Origin of the sequence: Streptomyces sp. NPDC005483 (assembly GCF_040606035.1) — a bacterium.
GTDB lineage: Bacteria > Actinomycetota > Actinomycetes > Streptomycetales > Streptomycetaceae > Streptomyces.
Window position 1 is genome coordinate 270,572 of the sequence record NZ_JBEXEA010000011.1, and the last position, 16,694, is coordinate 287,265.

14 protein-coding genes are annotated in these 16,694 nt (G+C 69.6%); 10 read left to right on the forward strand and 4 right to left on the reverse strand.

The features are described from left to right. Positions 1-39: 39 nt before the first annotated feature. Together ABZT06_RS23005 and ABZT06_RS23010 are read right to left on the reverse strand one after the other, a co-directional pair. Positions 40-972 carry a serine protease gene (locus tag ABZT06_RS23005; protein ID WP_355743764.1) on the reverse strand — a complete coding sequence of 311 codons (933 nt, stop codon included), beginning with the start codon at positions 970-972 and terminating at the stop codon, positions 40-42. Between the two features lie 201 nt (positions 973-1,173). Beyond that, the gene (locus tag ABZT06_RS23010; protein ID WP_355743768.1) at positions 1,174-1,854 is read right to left on the reverse strand and encodes a hypothetical protein; all 681 of its coding nucleotides are present in this window, start codon (positions 1,852-1,854) and stop codon (positions 1,174-1,176) included. A gap of 126 nt (positions 1,855-1,980) precedes the next feature. Here ABZT06_RS23010 and ABZT06_RS23015 point away from each other — a divergent pair, with 126 nt between their 5' ends. The 3 genes from ABZT06_RS23015 to ABZT06_RS23025 all read left to right on the forward strand — a co-directional run bounded on the left by ABZT06_RS23015 (position 1,981) and on the right by ABZT06_RS23025 (position 5,185). Further along, a complete protein-coding gene (locus ABZT06_RS23015; protein ID WP_355743771.1) occupies positions 1,981-3,192 on the forward strand; it encodes a pyridoxal phosphate-dependent aminotransferase in 1,212 nt (403 codons plus the stop codon). A gap of 85 nt (positions 3,193-3,277) precedes the next feature. Beyond that, the gene (locus ABZT06_RS23020; protein ID WP_355743774.1) at positions 3,278-3,700 is read left to right on the forward strand and encodes a hypothetical protein; all 423 of its coding nucleotides are present in this window, start codon (positions 3,278-3,280) and stop codon (positions 3,698-3,700) included. A 210-nt stretch (positions 3,701-3,910) separates the two neighbouring features. Beyond that, a complete protein-coding gene (locus tag ABZT06_RS23025; protein ID WP_355743777.1) occupies positions 3,911-5,185 on the forward strand; it encodes a glycosyltransferase in 1,275 nt (424 codons plus the stop codon). A gap of 124 nt (positions 5,186-5,309) precedes the next feature. Here the strand turns inward: ABZT06_RS23025 and ABZT06_RS23030 are convergent, their stop codons facing one another. Beyond that, the gene (locus tag ABZT06_RS23030; RefSeq protein ID WP_355743780.1) at positions 5,310-6,281 is read right to left on the reverse strand and encodes a hypothetical protein; all 972 of its coding nucleotides are present in this window, start codon (positions 6,279-6,281) and stop codon (positions 5,310-5,312) included. A 615-nt stretch (positions 6,282-6,896) separates the two neighbouring features. Between ABZT06_RS23030 and ABZT06_RS23035 the strand changes: the two genes are divergently transcribed. Genes ABZT06_RS23035 through ABZT06_RS23050 form a run of 4 tightly spaced genes read left to right on the forward strand, consistent with a single transcriptional unit; the run spans position 6,897 to position 11,306 of the window. After that, complete coding sequence (locus ABZT06_RS23035) at positions 6,897-7,961, forward strand: hypothetical protein (RefSeq protein WP_355743782.1); 1,065 nt, start codon at positions 6,897-6,899, stop codon at positions 7,959-7,961. A gap of 15 nt (positions 7,962-7,976) precedes the next feature. Next, positions 7,977-9,152: a toxic anion resistance protein gene (locus ABZT06_RS23040; RefSeq protein WP_355743784.1), complete on the forward strand. Its 1,176-nt coding sequence runs from the start codon at positions 7,977-7,979 to the stop codon at positions 9,150-9,152. Continuing rightward, positions 9,149-10,705, forward strand: a complete 1,557-nt coding sequence (locus tag ABZT06_RS23045) for a VWA domain-containing protein (protein WP_355743787.1) — start codon at positions 9,149-9,151, stop codon at positions 10,703-10,705. The genes ABZT06_RS23040 and ABZT06_RS23045 overlap by 4 nt, the downstream gene beginning before the upstream one ends. Next, positions 10,692-11,306, forward strand: a complete 615-nt coding sequence (locus ABZT06_RS23050) for a hypothetical protein (protein ID WP_355743790.1) — start codon at positions 10,692-10,694, stop codon at positions 11,304-11,306. Before ABZT06_RS23045 ends, ABZT06_RS23050 begins: the two co-directional genes overlap by 14 nt. A 187-nt stretch (positions 11,307-11,493) precedes the next feature. Here ABZT06_RS23050 and ABZT06_RS23055 read toward each other — a convergent pair whose 3' ends face one another. Next, positions 11,494-13,335, reverse strand: coding sequence for a phosphoenolpyruvate carboxykinase (GTP) (locus ABZT06_RS23055; RefSeq protein ID WP_355743793.1), 1,842 nt, complete (start codon positions 13,333-13,335; stop codon positions 11,494-11,496). Positions 13,336-13,672: 337 nt separating this feature from the next. On the opposite strand from ABZT06_RS23055, the gene ABZT06_RS23060 reads away from it, so the two are divergent. The 3 genes from ABZT06_RS23060 to ABZT06_RS23070 all read left to right on the forward strand — a co-directional run bounded on the left by ABZT06_RS23060 (position 13,673) and on the right by ABZT06_RS23070 (position 16,664). Continuing rightward, a complete protein-coding gene (locus ABZT06_RS23060; protein ID WP_355743796.1) occupies positions 13,673-14,386 on the forward strand; it encodes a hemolysin III family protein in 714 nt (237 codons plus the stop codon). 101 nt (positions 14,387-14,487) lie between these two features. Then, positions 14,488-16,026, forward strand: a complete 1,539-nt coding sequence (locus tag ABZT06_RS23065; protein ID WP_355743799.1) for a DHA2 family efflux MFS transporter permease subunit — start codon at positions 14,488-14,490, stop codon at positions 16,024-16,026. Between the two features lie 11 nt (positions 16,027-16,037). Next, the gene (locus ABZT06_RS23070) at positions 16,038-16,664 is read left to right on the forward strand and encodes a TetR family transcriptional regulator (RefSeq protein WP_355743802.1); all 627 of its coding nucleotides are present in this window, start codon (positions 16,038-16,040) and stop codon (positions 16,662-16,664) included. Positions 16,665-16,694: the final 30 nt, after the last annotated feature.

Here is a 16,694-nt window from a genome sequence, read left to right on the forward strand (position 1 = left end):
CCGGTCGCGCCTTACGGATGGGGCCTAAAGGACGGGGCCTTACGGCTTGGGCAGGGTGCAGGTGCTCGCGTTCAGGTTGAGCTGGTTGCCCGTCGTGAAGCAGGCCGGGATGTTGTAGATCTCCTGGGCGTAGTTGATGCCCTCGCGGACGGTGACGTTGCCGTTCGCGTCGACCTCGCACGGGTTGTTCTCCGTGCAGCGCTCACCGTCCTCGTTGCCGGTGTTGTTGACGGCGACGACCTTGCCGGTGGACTGGTCGATGACGGGCGAGCCCGAGGTGCCGCCGATGGTCTGGCAGGCGGAGGTGTAACGGACCGAGTCCTTCCAGGTCCAGTCGCCCTCCTTCAGCCGGTACGCGAACCCGTCGATGTTGCAGCTGTAGAGCCGCTTCCAGTAGCCGGAGGCCACCGTGATGGCGGTCCCGGCGGTCGGGTGGGTGTCCTGCACGGTGAGCGCGGAGATGCCGTACGAGCTCTTGATCGACGCGTACGTGCTGGTGAGCTGGTAGATCGAGACGTCCGTGTCGGTCATCGTGCCGTAGGCGAGCTTGCTGGCGCGCAGCGTGGCGACCTTGGTGCCGGAGGAGTTGAGCAGCCCGAAGGTCCGGCTGGAGGCCTGGTTGGTGAGCACCTCGCCCGGCTCGGGGAAGCCGGTGGTGAGGCAGTGCCCGTTGCTGAGCACCAGCGCCGGGTCGGTGTCCTGGGAGTTCGGGAACCGGATGACCGAGCCGGAGCAGTTGCTCAGCGAGACGGTCCCGGCGAGGGTCACGGCCTTGAGCTGGGGCGACGGTGACGTGAGCTGGGACAGGGTCGCGGTGGCGGACGTGACCACGTCCTGGACCACGGAGACGGGGGTGTTCGTGTCCACGCTCTTGCCGACGCCCGGTGCTGCGGGCGCGGCGGCGACCGCGGGTGCCGCGCCTATCCCGGCCAGGGCCAGGGCGCTGAGCGCGGCGACGAGAGGCTTTCTCATGTGGGGGTCCCCTCTTGCGACTTGGGCGACCGGAAATCTTCCGGCCGCCCGTGAGTTTGTCATGGACATTGTGAAGAAGGGTGGTCGCTGGGGCAAGAAGTTGTGCCGAGCCCGCGCCTCTCGACGGACGACACCTGCACATCCGGCACAGCGGGCACACCCCGGCTCCGACCCGCGAGGTCAACTTACCCAGTCGGAGGGCTACTTGGGCTTCTTCGCGCCGCCCTGTCCGCGTCCCTTGCCGTCGGAGTTCCCAGGACCGCCGGCGGTGGCCGTGGCCGTGCTCGCCGACGGATCGGCCGAGGCGCGGGAGGATGCCTGGGTCGAAGGACTCCCGCTCGTCCGCGGAGCCCCGGACGCGTTCGCGGTCGCAGTCGCCGAGACGCTCGCGCCGGATGCGCCGTCGCCGGCCGCCGGCCCGCCGGAGGCCGGCGCACCTGGGGCCGCCGGGAGCATGGAGGGGGCCGGGTCCGTGGCGCCGTCCGTCCCCGCGGAGGCCGAGGCCGCACCGCCCCCCGGGTTCCGCTCGGGCCCGGAGGAGGAGCCCGACAGGGACAGTCCCGCGATCAGTGCCGCCGCGCCGACGCCCCCCACGGCCACGACCACCCGACGCGAGCGCCGGCCGCCCCGGCCGCGGTCGGCCCGTCGCCGGGCGGCCCGGCCGGGGTAATCCGCAACAGCCGGTTCCCGGCCGCCGGACGCCGGGCCGCCGGACTCCGGGCCGACGGGCTCGATCCGGGGGAGTTCGGCCGTCGCGTCGTACCCGGTCTGCCAGCCGTGCGCCGCCGCCGGGTCCGTGTACTCCTCGTACGCCGGGGCCGGTGCGGGCTGCGGCTGGTAGACGTTCGGCGCCCCGGACTCGTACTCGACTGGCCTCGACATGGCGACGAATTGTAGAGACGGATGAGGCAGCTGGGACAGCTACCGGCGATAACAGTCCAAACCGACACGTCTCACGTGGCGGAAAACACGACCCGCCACGCGTTACCGGGCCGTAAGCTCCCAGACATGCAGGTGATCCAGTCGACCAAGCTCGCCAATGTCTGTTACGAGATCCGGGGCCCGGTTCTCGAGGAGGCGATGCGCCTGGAAGCAGCCGGGCACCGCATCCTCAAGCTGAACACGGGCAACCCCGCGGCCTTCGGGTTCGAGGCGCCGCCGGAGATCCTGGAGGACGTCCTCCGGAACGTCTCGACGGCCCACGGGTACGGCGACGCCAAGGGCCTGCTCGCCGCGCGCCGGGCCGTCGTCATGCACAACCAGACCATCGGCATCGAGACCGACGTCGAGCACGTCTTCATCGGCAACGGCGTCTCCGAGCTGATCGTGATGGCGATGCAGGGCCTGCTCGACGACGGCGACGAGGTCCTCGTACCGGCGCCCGACTACCCGCTGTGGACGGCCGCCGTGTCGCTGTCCGGCGGTACGGCCGTCCACTACCGCTGCGACGAGCAGGCGGACTGGATGCCCGACCTGGCGGACGTGGAGCGGAAGGTCACCGACCGCACCAAGGCGATCGTCATCATCAACCCCAACAACCCCACGGGCGCGGTCTACGACGAGACCATGCTCAAGGGGCTGACCGACATCGCCCGCCGGCACAACCTGCTGGTCTGCTCGGACGAGATCTACGACAAGATCCTCTACGACGGCGCCACGCACACCCCGACGGCGTCGATCGCCCCGGATCTGCTCACCCTCACCTTCAACGGCATGTCGAAGGCGTACCGGGTCGCGGGCTACCGGGTGGGCTGGATGTCGATCTCCGGCCCGCGCGCACACGCCGACTCCTACATCGAGGGCCTGACCATCCTGGCCAACATGCGCCTGTGCGCGAACATGCCGGGGCAGCACGGGGTGGTCGCCGCGCTCAGCGGACGGCAGTCGATCAAGGACCTGGTGCTGCCGGGCGGACGGCTCGTCGAGCAGCGGGACCTGGCGTACGAGCTGCTGACGCAGATCCCCGGCGTGAGCTGCGTGAAGCCGAAGGGGGCGCTGTACCTCTTCCCCCGCCTCGACCCCAAGGTCTTCAAGATCAAGGACGACCGGCGGATGGTCCTGGACCTGCTGCGCCAGGAGAAGATCATGGTCGTCCAGGGCTCCGGCTTCAACTGGCCCGAGCCCGATCACTTCCGGGTGGTGACCCTGCCGACGGTCGCGGACCTGCGGGACGCGGTGGGACGGATCGGGAACTTCCTGGACGGATACGGGCAGCCGTAGGCCCTGGATACGGTTGTTTCAGCTCGCTCAACTTTAGACGGAATCTAAGCTAGGATGGTTTCCTGACCGCACAGGAGGCCATCCCATGTACGAGCCGATCCGCACCAAGTCGGTCCACTCCACGATGGCCGACGCCCCCACCGACTTCCCCCACCGCTCCCGTGAGGAAGAGCTGGACATCCAGCTCGCGGGCCATCTCGCCGCGCTGCTCGCCGTCACGGACGAACTGCGCGCACTGGCGCCCTCCGCCGACCTGGACACCGCTGCCGAACGGCTCGCCGAGCAGGTGGCCCGGCTGCGGGGCGGCGGCGCACCGGCCCGCGCGTCGCTGACCTCGGTCACCTCGCAGCCGCGCCTCGCCGACCTGCACCGCCGCGCCCACGCGGTGGCCGGGCGCGCACTGCTCGTGGCGGCGTCCCGCGCGGACACGGCGGCGGCGATCCTGGCGGCGGAGCGGATGGACTCCCACGCGGCGGCCCTGGAGCCCCGCGAACTCGCCACCCACTGAGCCGTACGGCTCCACTGAGTCATACGGCTCCCTCAACGGCCCCGGTCCGCGCGCATCCGTAGCGACGTGCGGACCGGGCGCCATGTTTGTCAGAAGATCTCCCTGCGTACATTCGGGTGGACCGCGCGCCCCATGCTCCCGCCAAGCAGCGGCAAGGTCGCCACGGCCTCGTAACGTCGATGGACATGGCACTCGTCCAGGGAGCATCAGTTGACGCCGACCACGACACCCAGGTTCTCCGTCTTCACCCCCAGCCACCGGCCCCGTTTCCTCGATGAGTGCCTGACGACCCTGCAGGCGCAGACCTGTTCGGACTGGGAGTGGATCGTCCTGCTCAACAACGGCGCCCGATGGCGGCCGGAGCAGCCCGACGACAGAGTCCGAGTGGAGATCGCCGACGAGATCGTCGGTGTCGGAGCGGCGAAGCGCAGGGCCTGCGAACTGGCGCGCGGCGAGATCCTCGTGGAACTCGACCACGACGACCTGCTGGCGAAGGCGTGCCTGGCGGAACTCGGCAAAGCCTTCGACGCGCGTCCCGACGTCGTGTTCGTCTACAGCAACACCGCGCAGATCACTGAGGACGGCAAGCGCGACGACAGCCGTTTCAACGAGACGCACGGCTGGCACTACGAGGACGTGCGCGTGGACGGGCGCAAGCTGCTGCAAGTCAGGTCCATGCCTCCGACTCCGCACAACGTCGCCTACATCTGGTACGCGCCCAACCACGTACGTGCGTTCCGCAAAGACGCCTACGACAAGGCCGGAGGGTACGACGCGGCTCGCACGGTCCTGGACGATCAGGACCTGATGTGCCGTCTCTACCACATCGGCGACTTCCACCACATCCCCCGCTGTCTGTACCTCCAGCGGATGCACCCGGCGAACACCCAGCGCGACCCGGAGATCAACGCGCACATCCAGCGCGAGACGGTCGCCCTCTACGACAAGTACATCGAGGCCAACGCCCTCGCCTGGACGTACCGGAGGGGACTCGTCGCGCTGGACCTCGGCGCGGCCCGCCGCAAGCCGCCCGGCTACGTCGGCGTGGACAAGTACCCGGCGGAAGACGTCGACATCGTCGCCACCCTGCCCGGCAAAGTGGACCTGCCCGACGACTCCGTCGGCCTGGTGCGGGCCGTGAACTTCCTCGAGCACGTGCCCGCGAAGGTGCCTCTGATCAACGAGCTGTACCGGCTGCTGGCACCGGGCGGCATGCTCCTGACGGTGACACCCAGCTCCGACGGCAGGGGCGCGCACCAGGACCCGAGTCACGTCGCCTACTACAACGAGAACTCGTTCTGGTACTACACGGACGACCACTACCGCGCCTTCGTGCCCGACCTGGAGGCGCGGTTCCAGAGTTCACGCCTTGCCACCTTCTTCCCGTCCGAATGGCACTCCGAGAAGAACATCTCGTATGTGCTCGCCAACCTCATCGCGATGAAGGACGGCGCCGAACGGTGCGGCGGCCCGCTGCTGGTCTAGGGACACGGCGCCCATGGTTCTCGGAGCCTGCCTCCGCCCCGTGGTACGCCGGTCGGGTTCGAGGTGCCATCACTGAAACGGTGCCCCCGCGGCCGAAGCCTCGGGGGCGCCGCTCAGAGGGGAGTTACGGGGTCACATCAGCGCAGACCACGTACGCGGTGATGGGGCTGCCTGCGGTGGTGATGCCCTGCCATCCATTGGGAGGCGTCGTCGGGGTGCCGCCGAGCGGGTAGCTCCCGGTGAGGGGCGTTGAGGTCAGAGCCCCGCCTCCGGTGGCGACATCGGTGCCGTTACAGCTGACGGTCGCCGTCCCCAGGGCGGTGGCGGTGATGACGTAGGAACTGCCGACCGAGCCCTGCGCGCCCTGAGCTCCCTGAGCTCCCTGAGCTCCCTGGGCACCCTGAGCTCCCTGCGCGCCCTGGGCACCCTGGGCACCCTGGGCACCCTGCGCACCCTGGGCACCCTGAGCTCCCTGCGCACCCTGGGCACCCTGCGCACCCTGAGCGCCCTGAGCGCCCTGAGCGCCCTGAGCGCCCTGAGCGCCCTGAGCGCCCTGGGCACCCTGCGGCCCCTGAACGCCTGGGACACCCTGCGCACCCTGCGCGCCCTGCGCGCCCTGAGCGCCCTGCGCACCCTGCGCACCCTGAGCGCCCTGCGCACCCTGAGCGCCCTGCGCACCCTGAGCGCCCTGCGCACCCTGAGCTCCCTGCGCACCCTGAGCTCCCTGAGCTCCCTGGGCACCCTGCGCACCCTGAGCTCCCTGAGGGCCACGCGGACCCTGCGCGCCCTGGGCACCCTGCGGGCCACGCGGACCCTGCGGACCCCGCGGGCCCTGCGGACCCCGCGGGCCCTGCTTGCCCTCGGAGTTGTGGCCGTTGCCCTGGATGCTGCGACGGTCAGCGCCGTCCTGATGCACTGCCGCCTGCCCGTCGGAGCCGGCCCGGCGGATCGCGTCGGCGATGGCGCCGGTGGGGGCGTTGTTCGGGCGCAGGTGCGGCACGGCGCGGTCGGCGCTTGACCCCTGCATCGCGTCGGCGACAGCGACCGTGCTCGGGACGACGCTGAGCGCCACGGCGACGGCACCAACCGACACCATCGTCGCTGATCGCAGGCGCGAGATTCTGATCGTTCTGCGGTTCAAGAGAACCTTCCTTACGAATGAGAGGGATCAGACCGTAAGCGCACACTCTGTGCGTCTTGTTCTACTTGCGCGTCTCATCCCTTATGGGTGCATACGAGGCATGTCTTCCCCCTTCGTGAAAAAATGATGATGTATCCGCCCTTCCCGCGGACAAAGGTCACCCAAGCGGCGTCGATACCGTTGGCACCCGTTCACGACACCGCCGAACGGGTGACACTGCCCGGAGGTCAGGGTCGCCGCAGGTGTTGAGGTGGCCGGGGACCAGGGCGACCTTCTCGCGCCAGACCTCCTTGCCGACGCTGAGCAGGAAGTCCAGGCCGACTCGGGAACCCGGTCCGCGCGCATCCGCAGCGACGCGCGGACTGGGCGTCATGGCACTGCGTTGGGTTGAGCTGGGCCGCCTGTGCGCCGTGGGGGTTCGCGTGGTCCTGCGACTGCAGGGGCTTCGCGGCCTGTCGCGCGGTGCCCCGCGCCCCTGCGGGGCGCCCGTGTCGATCCGGGACCGGTACTACACCTCCCGTTCACCCGGATCGCCCAGGAACTTACCGTTCCGGGAGCACGCTCCCCGGCGTGAGACGAATCGCAGGGATCGTCCTCGCGGTCCTGCTGATCGGCGGCGTGGTGGCAGCCGTCGTAGCGGGCCGGGAAGCGGACGACAAGGGCACGGCAACGAAGACCGTGCGTGGAGTGATCGGATCGGAGAAGGCGGAGTTCTTCGAAGATCCCGATGTGGTGAAGGCCCTCGCCGCCAAGGGCTACACCGTGAAGGCCGAGACCTCCGGGTCCTGGGCCATGGAGGGCCTCGACCTGGACGGGTACGACTTCGCCTTTCCCTCCAGTCAGGCCCCGGCCACCGAGCTCGCCGCGAAGTACAAGGTACGGGGGACCCTCCCGCGCCCCTTCTACTCGCCCCTCGTCGTCGTGGCGCACAAGAGCGCCGCCGGGGTCCTCGCGGGCAACGGCCTGGCCAAGCTGGACGCGGAGCACCGGGGCACGCTGAAGATGGCCGCCTATGTCGACGCGGCCCGCGAGGACCGCACCTGGCAGCAGCTCAAGGGAGCCGACAAGTACGGGGAGTTGACCGGCACCCTCTACTTCTCCAGCACCGACCCGGAGACCTCCAACTCCGGCGCCCTCTACCTCGCCGCCGCCTCCTACGTGGCGAACGGCGGCAAGGTCGTCGCGAGCGACACGGAGGTCAAGAGGACAACTCCCCTGCTGCGCAAGCTGGTCAGCGTGCAGGGCGCCCAGCAGTCCAGCACCGACGCGGCCTTCCGGGACTTCGTCAGCGGCGCCGGCAACCCGCTCGTCCTGGTCTACGAGTCCCAGGTCGCCTCGCTCCTCGCGGACGGGCAGCACCCGGACGACCTGGTCGTCCTCTACCCGGACACCACGGTCAACAGCGACCACACGGTCGTACCGCTGACGGACGACGGCACGGCCCTCGCCGAACTCCTCTCCGCTGACCCGCAGTTGCGGAAGCTGGAGGTGCGGCACGGGTTCCGGCCGCAGGGCGAGGCCACCGAGTTCGCCTCGGCCACCACCTATCTCAAGCAGGAACTGACCGGCGTCCGCCAGGCGCCCGTGCCCACCTCCGCGGTGCTGCACGAGCTGGCGCGACGGGCGCGCGGATAACGGGGGACACCAGCCATGACATCCATGAACAACGACGACACCTTCCTGCTCACTCCGCCCGAACCCGTGGTCGCCGTGCCGCGCGAGAAGGCCGGCGGGCTCGTCCCCGTCGACGACTCGGTCCGTACCGACATGGCCAAGAAGGCCTCCGCGTACGTCGAGGGGCTCGCGACGCTCGACGCCCGCTCGCCCGAGTTCGCCGGCAAGGTCGGTGAGATCACCGGGCTCGGGGCGGGCGAGATGCGCAGCGCCGCCGCGCAGTCCAACCGGATGCTGGAGCGGACCGTGCGCAGCCTGCCGGACAAGGGCGGGGACGCCCAGTCCCAGGTGGCGGGCTCGCTCGTCGAACTGCGGCGCGTGGTGGAGGACCTGGACCCCCGGGACCTGCCTGCCTCCAAGGGGCGCAAGTTCCTGTCCCGGCTCCCCGGCGGCAACAGGCTGCGCGACCACGTCGCCAAGTACGCTTCCGCGCAGGGCACGTTGAACAGGATCGTGGGCTCGCTGCGCGGCGGCCAGGACGAACTCCGCCGTGACAACGCCGCGTTGCAGACCGAGCGGGTCCGCCTGTGGGAGACCATGGGCAAGCTCCAGGAGTACGTCGTGCTGACCGAGGCCCTGGACACGGCCGTCGAGGGGCACATCACCGCCGTAGGAGATCCCGAGGCCGCCGACACGCTCCGCGCCGACGTGCTCTTCCCCGTCCGGCAGAAGCACCAGGACCTGCTCACCCAGCTCGCCGTGTGCGCGCAGGGCTACCTCGCGATGGACGTCGTACGCCGCAACAACGAGGAGCTGATCAAGGGCGTCGACCGGGCCGCCACGACCACCGTGTCGGCGCTGCGCATCTCCGTGATGCTGGCTTCCGCGCTCGACAACCAGAAGAAGGTCATCGAGCAGGTCAACGCCCTGCGCGGGACCACCGAGGACCTGATCCGGGGTAACGCCGAGATGCTCGCGACCCAGAGCGGGGAGATCCAGCGCATCGCGGCCGACCCGGCGGTGGGTGCCGAGACCCTGCGCAACGCCTTCCAGCAGATCTACCGCACGCTGGACGCGATCGACACGTACAAGGTCCAGGCGACCGAGGCGATGGCGGCGACCGTGGAGTCGCTGACCACCGAACTCCAGCACGCCAGCGGGTACTTGGAGCGCAGCCGGTCCCAGGGCGCCCTGGAAGGGGGCCTCGGATGAGACGACGCGCACTCGCCGTCTGCCTCGCGGCTCTCGGCCTGCTCACCGCCTGTACGACGCAGAAGAGCCCGGAGATCGACGTCTCGACGTTCGGCGTTCCCGGGCCCGCAAAGCCGGGCACGCTCCGCGTCCTCTCCTCCAGCGAGCTGAGCGACATGACCCCGGTCCTCGACCAGGTCGAGAAGGACACCGGCGTCAAGGTCAAGCTGAACCCCATCGGCACCCTCGACGCCGTGGACATGCTGGCCGAGGGGACGACCGACGGGCAGTACGACGCCCTGTGGCTGTCCTCGAACGACTACCTCCGGCTGCGCCCCGACGCGGCGAGGAAGGTCGTCTCCGAGACCCCGGTCATGTCGAGCCCGGTCGCGATCGGCGTGAAGTCCGCGAAGGTCGAGGCGCTCGGCTGGAAGCCCGCCGACGTCACCTGGTCCCAGGTCGAACAGGCCGTCCAGGACGGCAAGCTGACGTACGGCATGACCGACCCGGCCCGCTCCAACTCCGGCTTCTCCACGCTGGTCTCGGTGGCCTCCGCCCTCTCCGGCGCCCAGTCGGCGCTGACGGACGCGGATGTCGAGAAGGCCACCCCTCGCCTGAAGAAGTTCTTCAAGGGCCAGAAGCTGACCTCGGGTTCCTCGGGCTGGCTGGCGGGCGCCTACGACCGGCGCGGCGACATCGACGCCCTGCTCAACTACGAGTCCGTCCTCAAGGGCATCCCGGGCCTGACCGTGATCCGCCCCCGCGACGGCGTGATCACCGCCGACTACCCGGTCACCTCGCTCAAGTCCACGAGCGCGCGGACCCGCGAGGACGTCCGCCGGGTGACGGAGGACCTGCGCACCGAGAAGATCCAGCGGCTGATCACCGAGCGCACCCACCGCCGCCCGGTCGTCGCCACGGTCCCGCCGGCGAGCGGCCTGGACACCACCCGCCGCCGCGAGCTCCCCTTCCCGGGCACCCGTTCGGTCGCCGACGGCCTGCTCGACTCCTACGAGAACGAGCTGCGCCGCCCGTCGAGGACCGTGTACGTCCTGGACACCTCGGGCTCGATGGAGGGCGACCGCCTGGACCGCCTCAAGACTGCCCTCACCGACCTCACCGCGGACTTCCGCGAACGCGAGGAGGTCACGCTGATGCCGTTCGGCTCGCAGGTGAAGAGCGTACGGACCCACGTGGTCGACCCGCAGGATCCGCGGGCCGGTCTGGCCGCGATCCGCGAGGACACCTCGGGGCTCGCCGCCGACGGCGACACCGCGATCTACACCTCGCTGGAGAAGGCGTACGACCATCTCGGCGCCGGCCGCGACACGTTCACGTCGATCGTGCTGATGACGGACGGCGAGAACACGGCCGGGGCCGGGGCGAAGGACTTCGACGCCTTCTATGCCCGCCTCGGCCAGGAGGCCCGGGACATCCCCGTCTTCCCCATCCTGTTCGGCGACTCCGACCGCTCCGAACTGGCCCACATCGCCGACCTGACCGGCGGCCGCCTCTTCGACGCCCGGCAGGGCTCGCTGGACGGCGCCTTCAAGGAGATCCGTGGCTATCAGTAGGTACCTGGAGTCCCGCAAGAACATCGCGGGAAGCGCGTGCGGGCTGGTCGGCCTGGTGCTGACCTTCACGGGGGTGGCGGGCCCGTACTGGCCGGTGGTGGTGGCGGGTCTGTACGGCGCGGGCGCCCTGATCGCACCGCCGGAACGGCCCGCGCTGCCGGACTTCCCGGACCCGTCGGCCCAACTCGACGAGCTGCGGGGCGACTTCGAGACGCTGCGGGTGTATCTGACGGACATCGAACTGTCGGTCACGGCGGCGGCCCGGCTGCGCGAACTCACTGAACTGCTGAGCGCGTTGCTCGACCAGGGCTGGAGCAAGGAGCTGCTGGCGCACGACCCGGAAGGTGTGCACTCGCTGTCCCGGATCGTGCGGCGCGACCTGCCCGAGGCCGTCGACAGCTTCGTACGGACACGGTGGTGGACGCGGATGACCCCGGGCACGGAGTCCCCCGAGCTCCACCTGGAGCAGCAGTTGGGCCTGCTGAAGCGGGACGCACAGCAACTGGCGACGATGCTCCGGGACACGGAGGCCCGCCGTCAGAAGACCCACACCCGGTACCTGGAGGACCGGGGCGGACAGCACGGGGTCATGGGCAGCTGAGGTGACTGGACGCACTGTCCAGAGGAAGGACCGGTGGCAGCACGCCCCGCACGCCATTGTGCGGGGCCGGTTCGTGACTCAGGGCCTGTCCGGTGGACCTGCCCTCGTGCCGCCACCCACGGCCGGCCCATGACGATCATGGGTCAGGCTCCCATCGGGGCCGGTCGCAGGGGTTCTCGGGGGGGCGTCAGCCCAGGCGCTGCACCAGCGCCCGGTACTCGTCCCACAGTTCCTTCGGCGTGTGGTCACCGAAGGTGTTGAGGTGCTCGGGAATCAGGGACGCCTCCTCCCGCCACACCTCCTTGTCGACCGTGAGCAGGAACTCCAGGTCGGAGTCGGCCAGTTCGAGGCCCTTGGTGTCGAGAGCGTCCTTGGCCGGCAGGATGCCGATCGGCGTCTCGACGCCCTCGGCCCTGCCCTCCAGCCGCTCCACGATCCACTTCAGGACGCGGCTGTTCTCGCCGAACCCGGGCCAGACGAACTTGCCCTCGTCGTTCTTGCGGAACCAGTTGACGTAGTAGATCTTCGGCAGCTTCGACTGGTCCTTGTCCTTGGCCACGTCGACCCAGTGCCCCATGTAGTCGCCCATGTTGTAGCCGCAGAACGGCAGCATGGCGAAGGGGTCGCGGCGCAGCTCGCCGACCTTGCCCTCGGCGGCGGCGGTCTTCTCGGAGGCCACGTTGGCGCCGAGGAAGACGCCGTGGTTCCAGTCGAAGGACTCGGTCACCAGCGGTACGGCGGAGGCGCGGCGGCCACCGAACAGGATCGCCGAGATCGGCACGCCCTTGGGGTCCTCCCACTCGGGCGCGATGATCGGGCACTGCGCGGCGGGGGTGGTGAAGCGGGCGTTGGGGTGGGCGGCGGGACGGTATCCATTCGCTTCGCGGGCCGACTCGGGCGTCCAGTCGTTGCCCTTCCAGTCGGTGAGGTGCGCCGGAGTCTCCTCCGTCATGCCCTCCCACCAGATGTCGCCGTCGTCCGTCAGCGCCACGTTGGTGAAGACGGAGTTGCCCCACAGCGTCTTCATCGCGTTGGCGTTGGTGTGCTCACCGGTGCCGGGCGCGACACCGAAGAAACCGGCCTCGGGGTTGATCGCGTAGAGACGGCCGTCCTCGCCGAACCGCATCCAGGCGATGTCGTCGCCGATGGTCTCGACGGTCCAGCCGGAGATCGTGGGCTCCAGCATGGCGAGGTTGGTCTTGCCGCAGGCGGACGGGAACGCGGCGGCGACGTACTTGGACTCGCCCTGCGGCGGGGTGAGCTTCAGGATCAGCATGTGCTCGGCGAGCCAGCCCTCGTCGCGGGCCATCACCGACGCGATGCGCAGGGCGTAGCACTTCTTGCCGAGCAGGGCGTTGCCACCGTAGCCGGAGCCGTAGGACCAGATCTCGCGGGACTCCGGGAAGTGCGAGATGTACTTGGTGGAGTTGCACGGCCAGGGAACGTCTGCCTGACCCTCCTCCAACGGCGCCCCGAGGGTGTGGACGGCCTTGACGAAGAAGCCGTCGTCGCCGAGTTCGTCGAGGACCGGCTGTCCCATGCGGGTCATGGTGCGCATGGAGACCGCGACGTAGGCGGAGTCGGTGATCTCGACGCCGATCGCCGAGAGGTCCGAGCCGAGCGGGCCCATGCAGAAGGGGACGACGTACATCGTCCGGCCCTTCATCGAGCCGCGGAAGACGCCCTTCTCCCCGGCGAAGATGTCCCGCATCTCCCCCGGTGCCTTCCAGTGGTTGGTCGGCCCCGCGTCCTCCTCCTTCTCCGAGCAGATGAAGGTGCGGTCCTCGACGCGCGCGACGTCGGTCGGGTCGGAGGCCGCGTAGTAGGAGTTGGGGCGCTTGATGGGGTCGAGCTTCTTGAAGGTGCCCTTCGCGACGAGCTCCTCGCACAGGCGCTCGTACTCCGCTTCGGATCCGTCACACCAGACCACGCTGTCCGGCTGGGTCAGTTCGGCGATCTCGTTCACCCACGAGATCAGTTCCTTGTGCTGGGTGGGGATGACGGGGGGAGCCGCGATGTCGCGCGCCACGATTGCTCCTAGATGAGGGATTTTTTGTTTGGAGGCCCCGTGGGGGCTGCGACCCGGATGCTTTCGCGCCTTTTGGTGGTGACCTTGGCGCTCATCCGGTGCCGACCGCACTCATATGATCATCCGACTCGCGCGCCCATCTGTCCAGAGGGCATCACAGGTGAGCGGAGTGAGGATCGCCACGCTTTCTTCGTGCACAGCGCGTTTATTTGCGTGCACGTAGCGTTCAGCCGACCGTTTCTTTACTGGTCAACGCCCGTGAGATGATGGCCACTCCGGGCCGTCGGGCACGCCGCACTCATGCATAACCTACGGTCCCGTAGGTACGATGCCGGGCATGACGCCGCCCGCCCACGACGCCGATGCGCCCTCCCTGCCCCACCAGATCAAGCAGCACGCCCAGGACCTGGCCGAGCCCATCAAGCCGAAACTGCGGGGCTGGCTGCACCTCGGAATGTTCCCGGCCGCGCTCGTCTCAGGACTGGCGCTCACCGCCCTCGCGGACTCCACCAGAGGCCGGATCGCCTGCGGGATCTACGCCCTGACCGCCTGCCTGCTGTTCGGCGTCAGCGCGCTGTACCACCGGGGCACCTGGAGCCCCCGCATGGACGGCGTCCTGCGACGACTGGATCACGCCAACATCTTCCTGATCATCGCGGGCACCTACACCCCGCTGACCATGCTGCTCCTGCCGGACAGCAAGGGGCGGTGGCTGCTGTGGGGCATCTGGGGCGCCGCGGTGGCCGGCATCCTCTTCCGGGTCTTCTGGGTCGGCGCCCCGCGCTGGCTCTACACCCCCTGCTACATCGCGATGGGCTGGGCCGCCGTCTTCTTCCTGCCCGACTTCATGCGCGCCGGCGGTGTCGCGGTCCTGATCCTGGTCGTCATCGGCGGCCTGCTCTACAGCGCGGGCGGCGTGATCTACGGCCTCAAGCGGCCGAACCCGTCGCCGCGCTGGTTCGGCTTCCACGAGGTCTTCCACTCCCTGACCGTGGCGGCGTTCGTCGTCCACTACGTCGGCATCTCGCTGGTGGCGTACCAGCACACGTAGACCGTCCCGCGCCGTCTAGGGCCACAGCTTCCGAGCTGTGGCCCTTTTTGCATGCCGAAGTCGATTGACAGTCCATATCTTTTGAGAGTTACTCTCATTTCATGGAAACCATCACTCCGGACCCCCGTCGCTGGTGGGCCCTGGCCGCCCTGGTCGCGAGCATGCTGACGCTGGGCTTCGATCTGACGATCCTCAACGTGGCCCTGCCGACCATGGCCGCCGACCTCAACGCCGACACCAGCGCGCAACAATGGATGGCGGACGCTTACGTCGTCGTCTTCGCCGCCCTGATGCTCCCCGCGGGCCTCCTCGGCGACCGGTTCGGACGGCGCCGGATGCTGATCACCGGACTCGGCGTCTTCCTCGCCGGCTCCCTGCTCGGCGCGCTGGCCGACGACGTGAACGCGGTGATCGCCGCCCGCGCGGTGATGGGAATCGGCGGCGCACTCGTCACCCCGCTCGCGCTCTCCGTGCTCCCCACGCTCTTCGCCCCCGACGAGCGCACCAAGGCCGTCGGCATCGTCTCCGCCGCCTCCGCGCTCGGCCTGCCGCTCGGCCCGATCATCGGCGGCTGGCTGCTGAACCACTTCTGGTGGGGCTCGGTCTTCCTGGTCAACGTCCCCATGGCCGCGATCGGCATCGCCGCCTGCGTCCTGCTGCTCCCCGAGACCCGCGACCCCTCCTCCCCCAGGGTCGACGCCCTCTCCACGGCGCTCACCGTCACCGGCCTCGGCGTCCTCGTCTACGCGATCATCGAGGCGCCCACCCGAGGCTGGGGCGACCCCCTGGTGCTCGGCATGCTCGCCGCCTCCGTCGTCCTGATCGCCGCCCTGGTGCTCCGCGAACGCCGGGTCCGGCATCCCATGCTCGACATGACCCTGCTCACCCACCGCGGCTTCCTCTTCAACACGATCGCCGCGACCCTCGTGAACTTCATCCTGTCCGGCCTGCTGTTCGTGCTCCCGCCCCTCCTCCAGGCCGTCCTCGGCCACGACGCCCTCGGCACCGGCGTCCGGCTGCTGCCGATGATGGGCGGACTGCTGCTCGCCTCCCGCCTCGCCCCCAAGGTCGTCACCCGCTTCGGCGCCCGCGCCACGGTCAGCGCGGGCCTGGTGGTCCTGGCCTTCGCCGGAGTCCTGGGCAGCCGTACGACCGTGGACTCCGGCTACGGATTCGTCGCGCTGTGGCTCTCCCTCAGCGGCTTCGGCTTCGGCCTCTCACTCATCCCCGCCATGAACGGCGGCCTCAGCGCCCTGCCCCGCGACCGCGCAGGCAGCGGCTCCGGACTCCTGATGACCATGCGCCAGGTCGGCGGCGCGATCGGCATCGCGCTGCTCGGCAGCCTGCTCGCCGGCACCTTCCGCGATCGCCTCGACGTCACCGGCCTGCCCGCAAAGGCCGCCGACACCGCCGGGGAGTCCGTGATCGCGGCCCACCAGGTCGCCCAGCGCACCGGCTCTGCCGACCTGCTGGCCTCCTCGAACAGCGCCTACGTCCACGGCATGAGCGTCGTCCTGCTGGTCTGCGGAATCGCGGCCCTCGTCGCCGCACTCCTCGCCGCCGCGTTCCTGCCGGGCACACCCCGTCCCGTCGAGACCCCCACCGACCCGGACGTGGCTGCCGAGGAGGCCCATGCCTGAGAATGGCACCCATGACGCCCGTACACTCCTCTCCCCCCGCTGACATCCCCCAGCTGGGACTTCGCGAGCGGAAGAAGATCAAGACCCGGACGGCGATCCGCGAGGCGACGTACGCGCTGATCGAGGAACAGGGCTACGAGGCCACCACAGTCGAGCAGATCGCCGAGCGCGCCGAGGTGTCGCCGTCCACGGTCTTCCGCTACTTCCCCACGAAGGAGGACATCGTCCTCACGGACGAGTACGACCCCGTCATGTTGGAGGAACTGCTCGCCCGGCCCGCGGACGAGCCGTGGATGGAGTCCGTGCGGCACATCCTGCACCGCGCCCTCGACGTCTCCGCCGTGGACCACGAGGTGACCCGGCTGCGGGCCCGTCTGATGATCCAGGTCCCCGCCGTCCGCGCCCGCATGATGGAGAGCATGTCCGTCACCGGCCGCCTGCTCGCCGGCGCCATCGCGGAACGCACCGGCCGGGACGCGGACGACCTGGAGGTACGGGTCCAGACGATGTCCCTCATCGGCGGTCTCACCGAGGTCTACCAGTACTGGGCGGAGAGCGGCATGCAGGACGACCTGCACGGCCTCACCGACCGCGCCCTGCACGTCCTGGAACACGGGCTCCCCCCGAAAAAGCCCTGAGCCCACCGGCCGCCCGCATGCCATCCTGAC

Coding starts and splice junctions, on each gene's coding strand:
- ABZT06_RS23005 (WP_355743764.1), bottom strand. CDS start 972: ATGAGAAAGCCTCTCGTCGCCGCGCTCAGCGCCCTGGCCCTGGCCGGG.
- ABZT06_RS23010 (WP_355743768.1), bottom strand. CDS start 1,854: ATGTCGAGGCCAGTCGAGTACGAGTCCGGGGCGCCGAACGTCTACCAG.
- ABZT06_RS23015 (WP_355743771.1), top strand. CDS start 1,981: ATGCAGGTGATCCAGTCGACCAAGCTCGCCAATGTCTGTTACGAGATC.
- ABZT06_RS23020 (WP_355743774.1), top strand. CDS start 3,278: ATGTACGAGCCGATCCGCACCAAGTCGGTCCACTCCACGATGGCCGAC.
- ABZT06_RS23030 (WP_355743780.1), bottom strand. CDS start 6,281: ATGGTGTCGGTTGGTGCCGTCGCCGTGGCGCTCAGCGTCGTCCCGAGC.
- ABZT06_RS23040 (WP_355743784.1), top strand. CDS start 7,977: ATGACATCCATGAACAACGACGACACCTTCCTGCTCACTCCGCCCGAA.
- ABZT06_RS23045 (WP_355743787.1), top strand. CDS start 9,149: ATGAGACGACGCGCACTCGCCGTCTGCCTCGCGGCTCTCGGCCTGCTC.
- ABZT06_RS23060 (WP_355743796.1), top strand. CDS start 13,673: ATGACGCCGCCCGCCCACGACGCCGATGCGCCCTCCCTGCCCCACCAG.
- ABZT06_RS23065 (WP_355743799.1), top strand. CDS start 14,488: ATGGAAACCATCACTCCGGACCCCCGTCGCTGGTGGGCCCTGGCCGCC.
- ABZT06_RS23070 (WP_355743802.1), top strand. CDS start 16,038: ATGACGCCCGTACACTCCTCTCCCCCCGCTGACATCCCCCAGCTGGGA.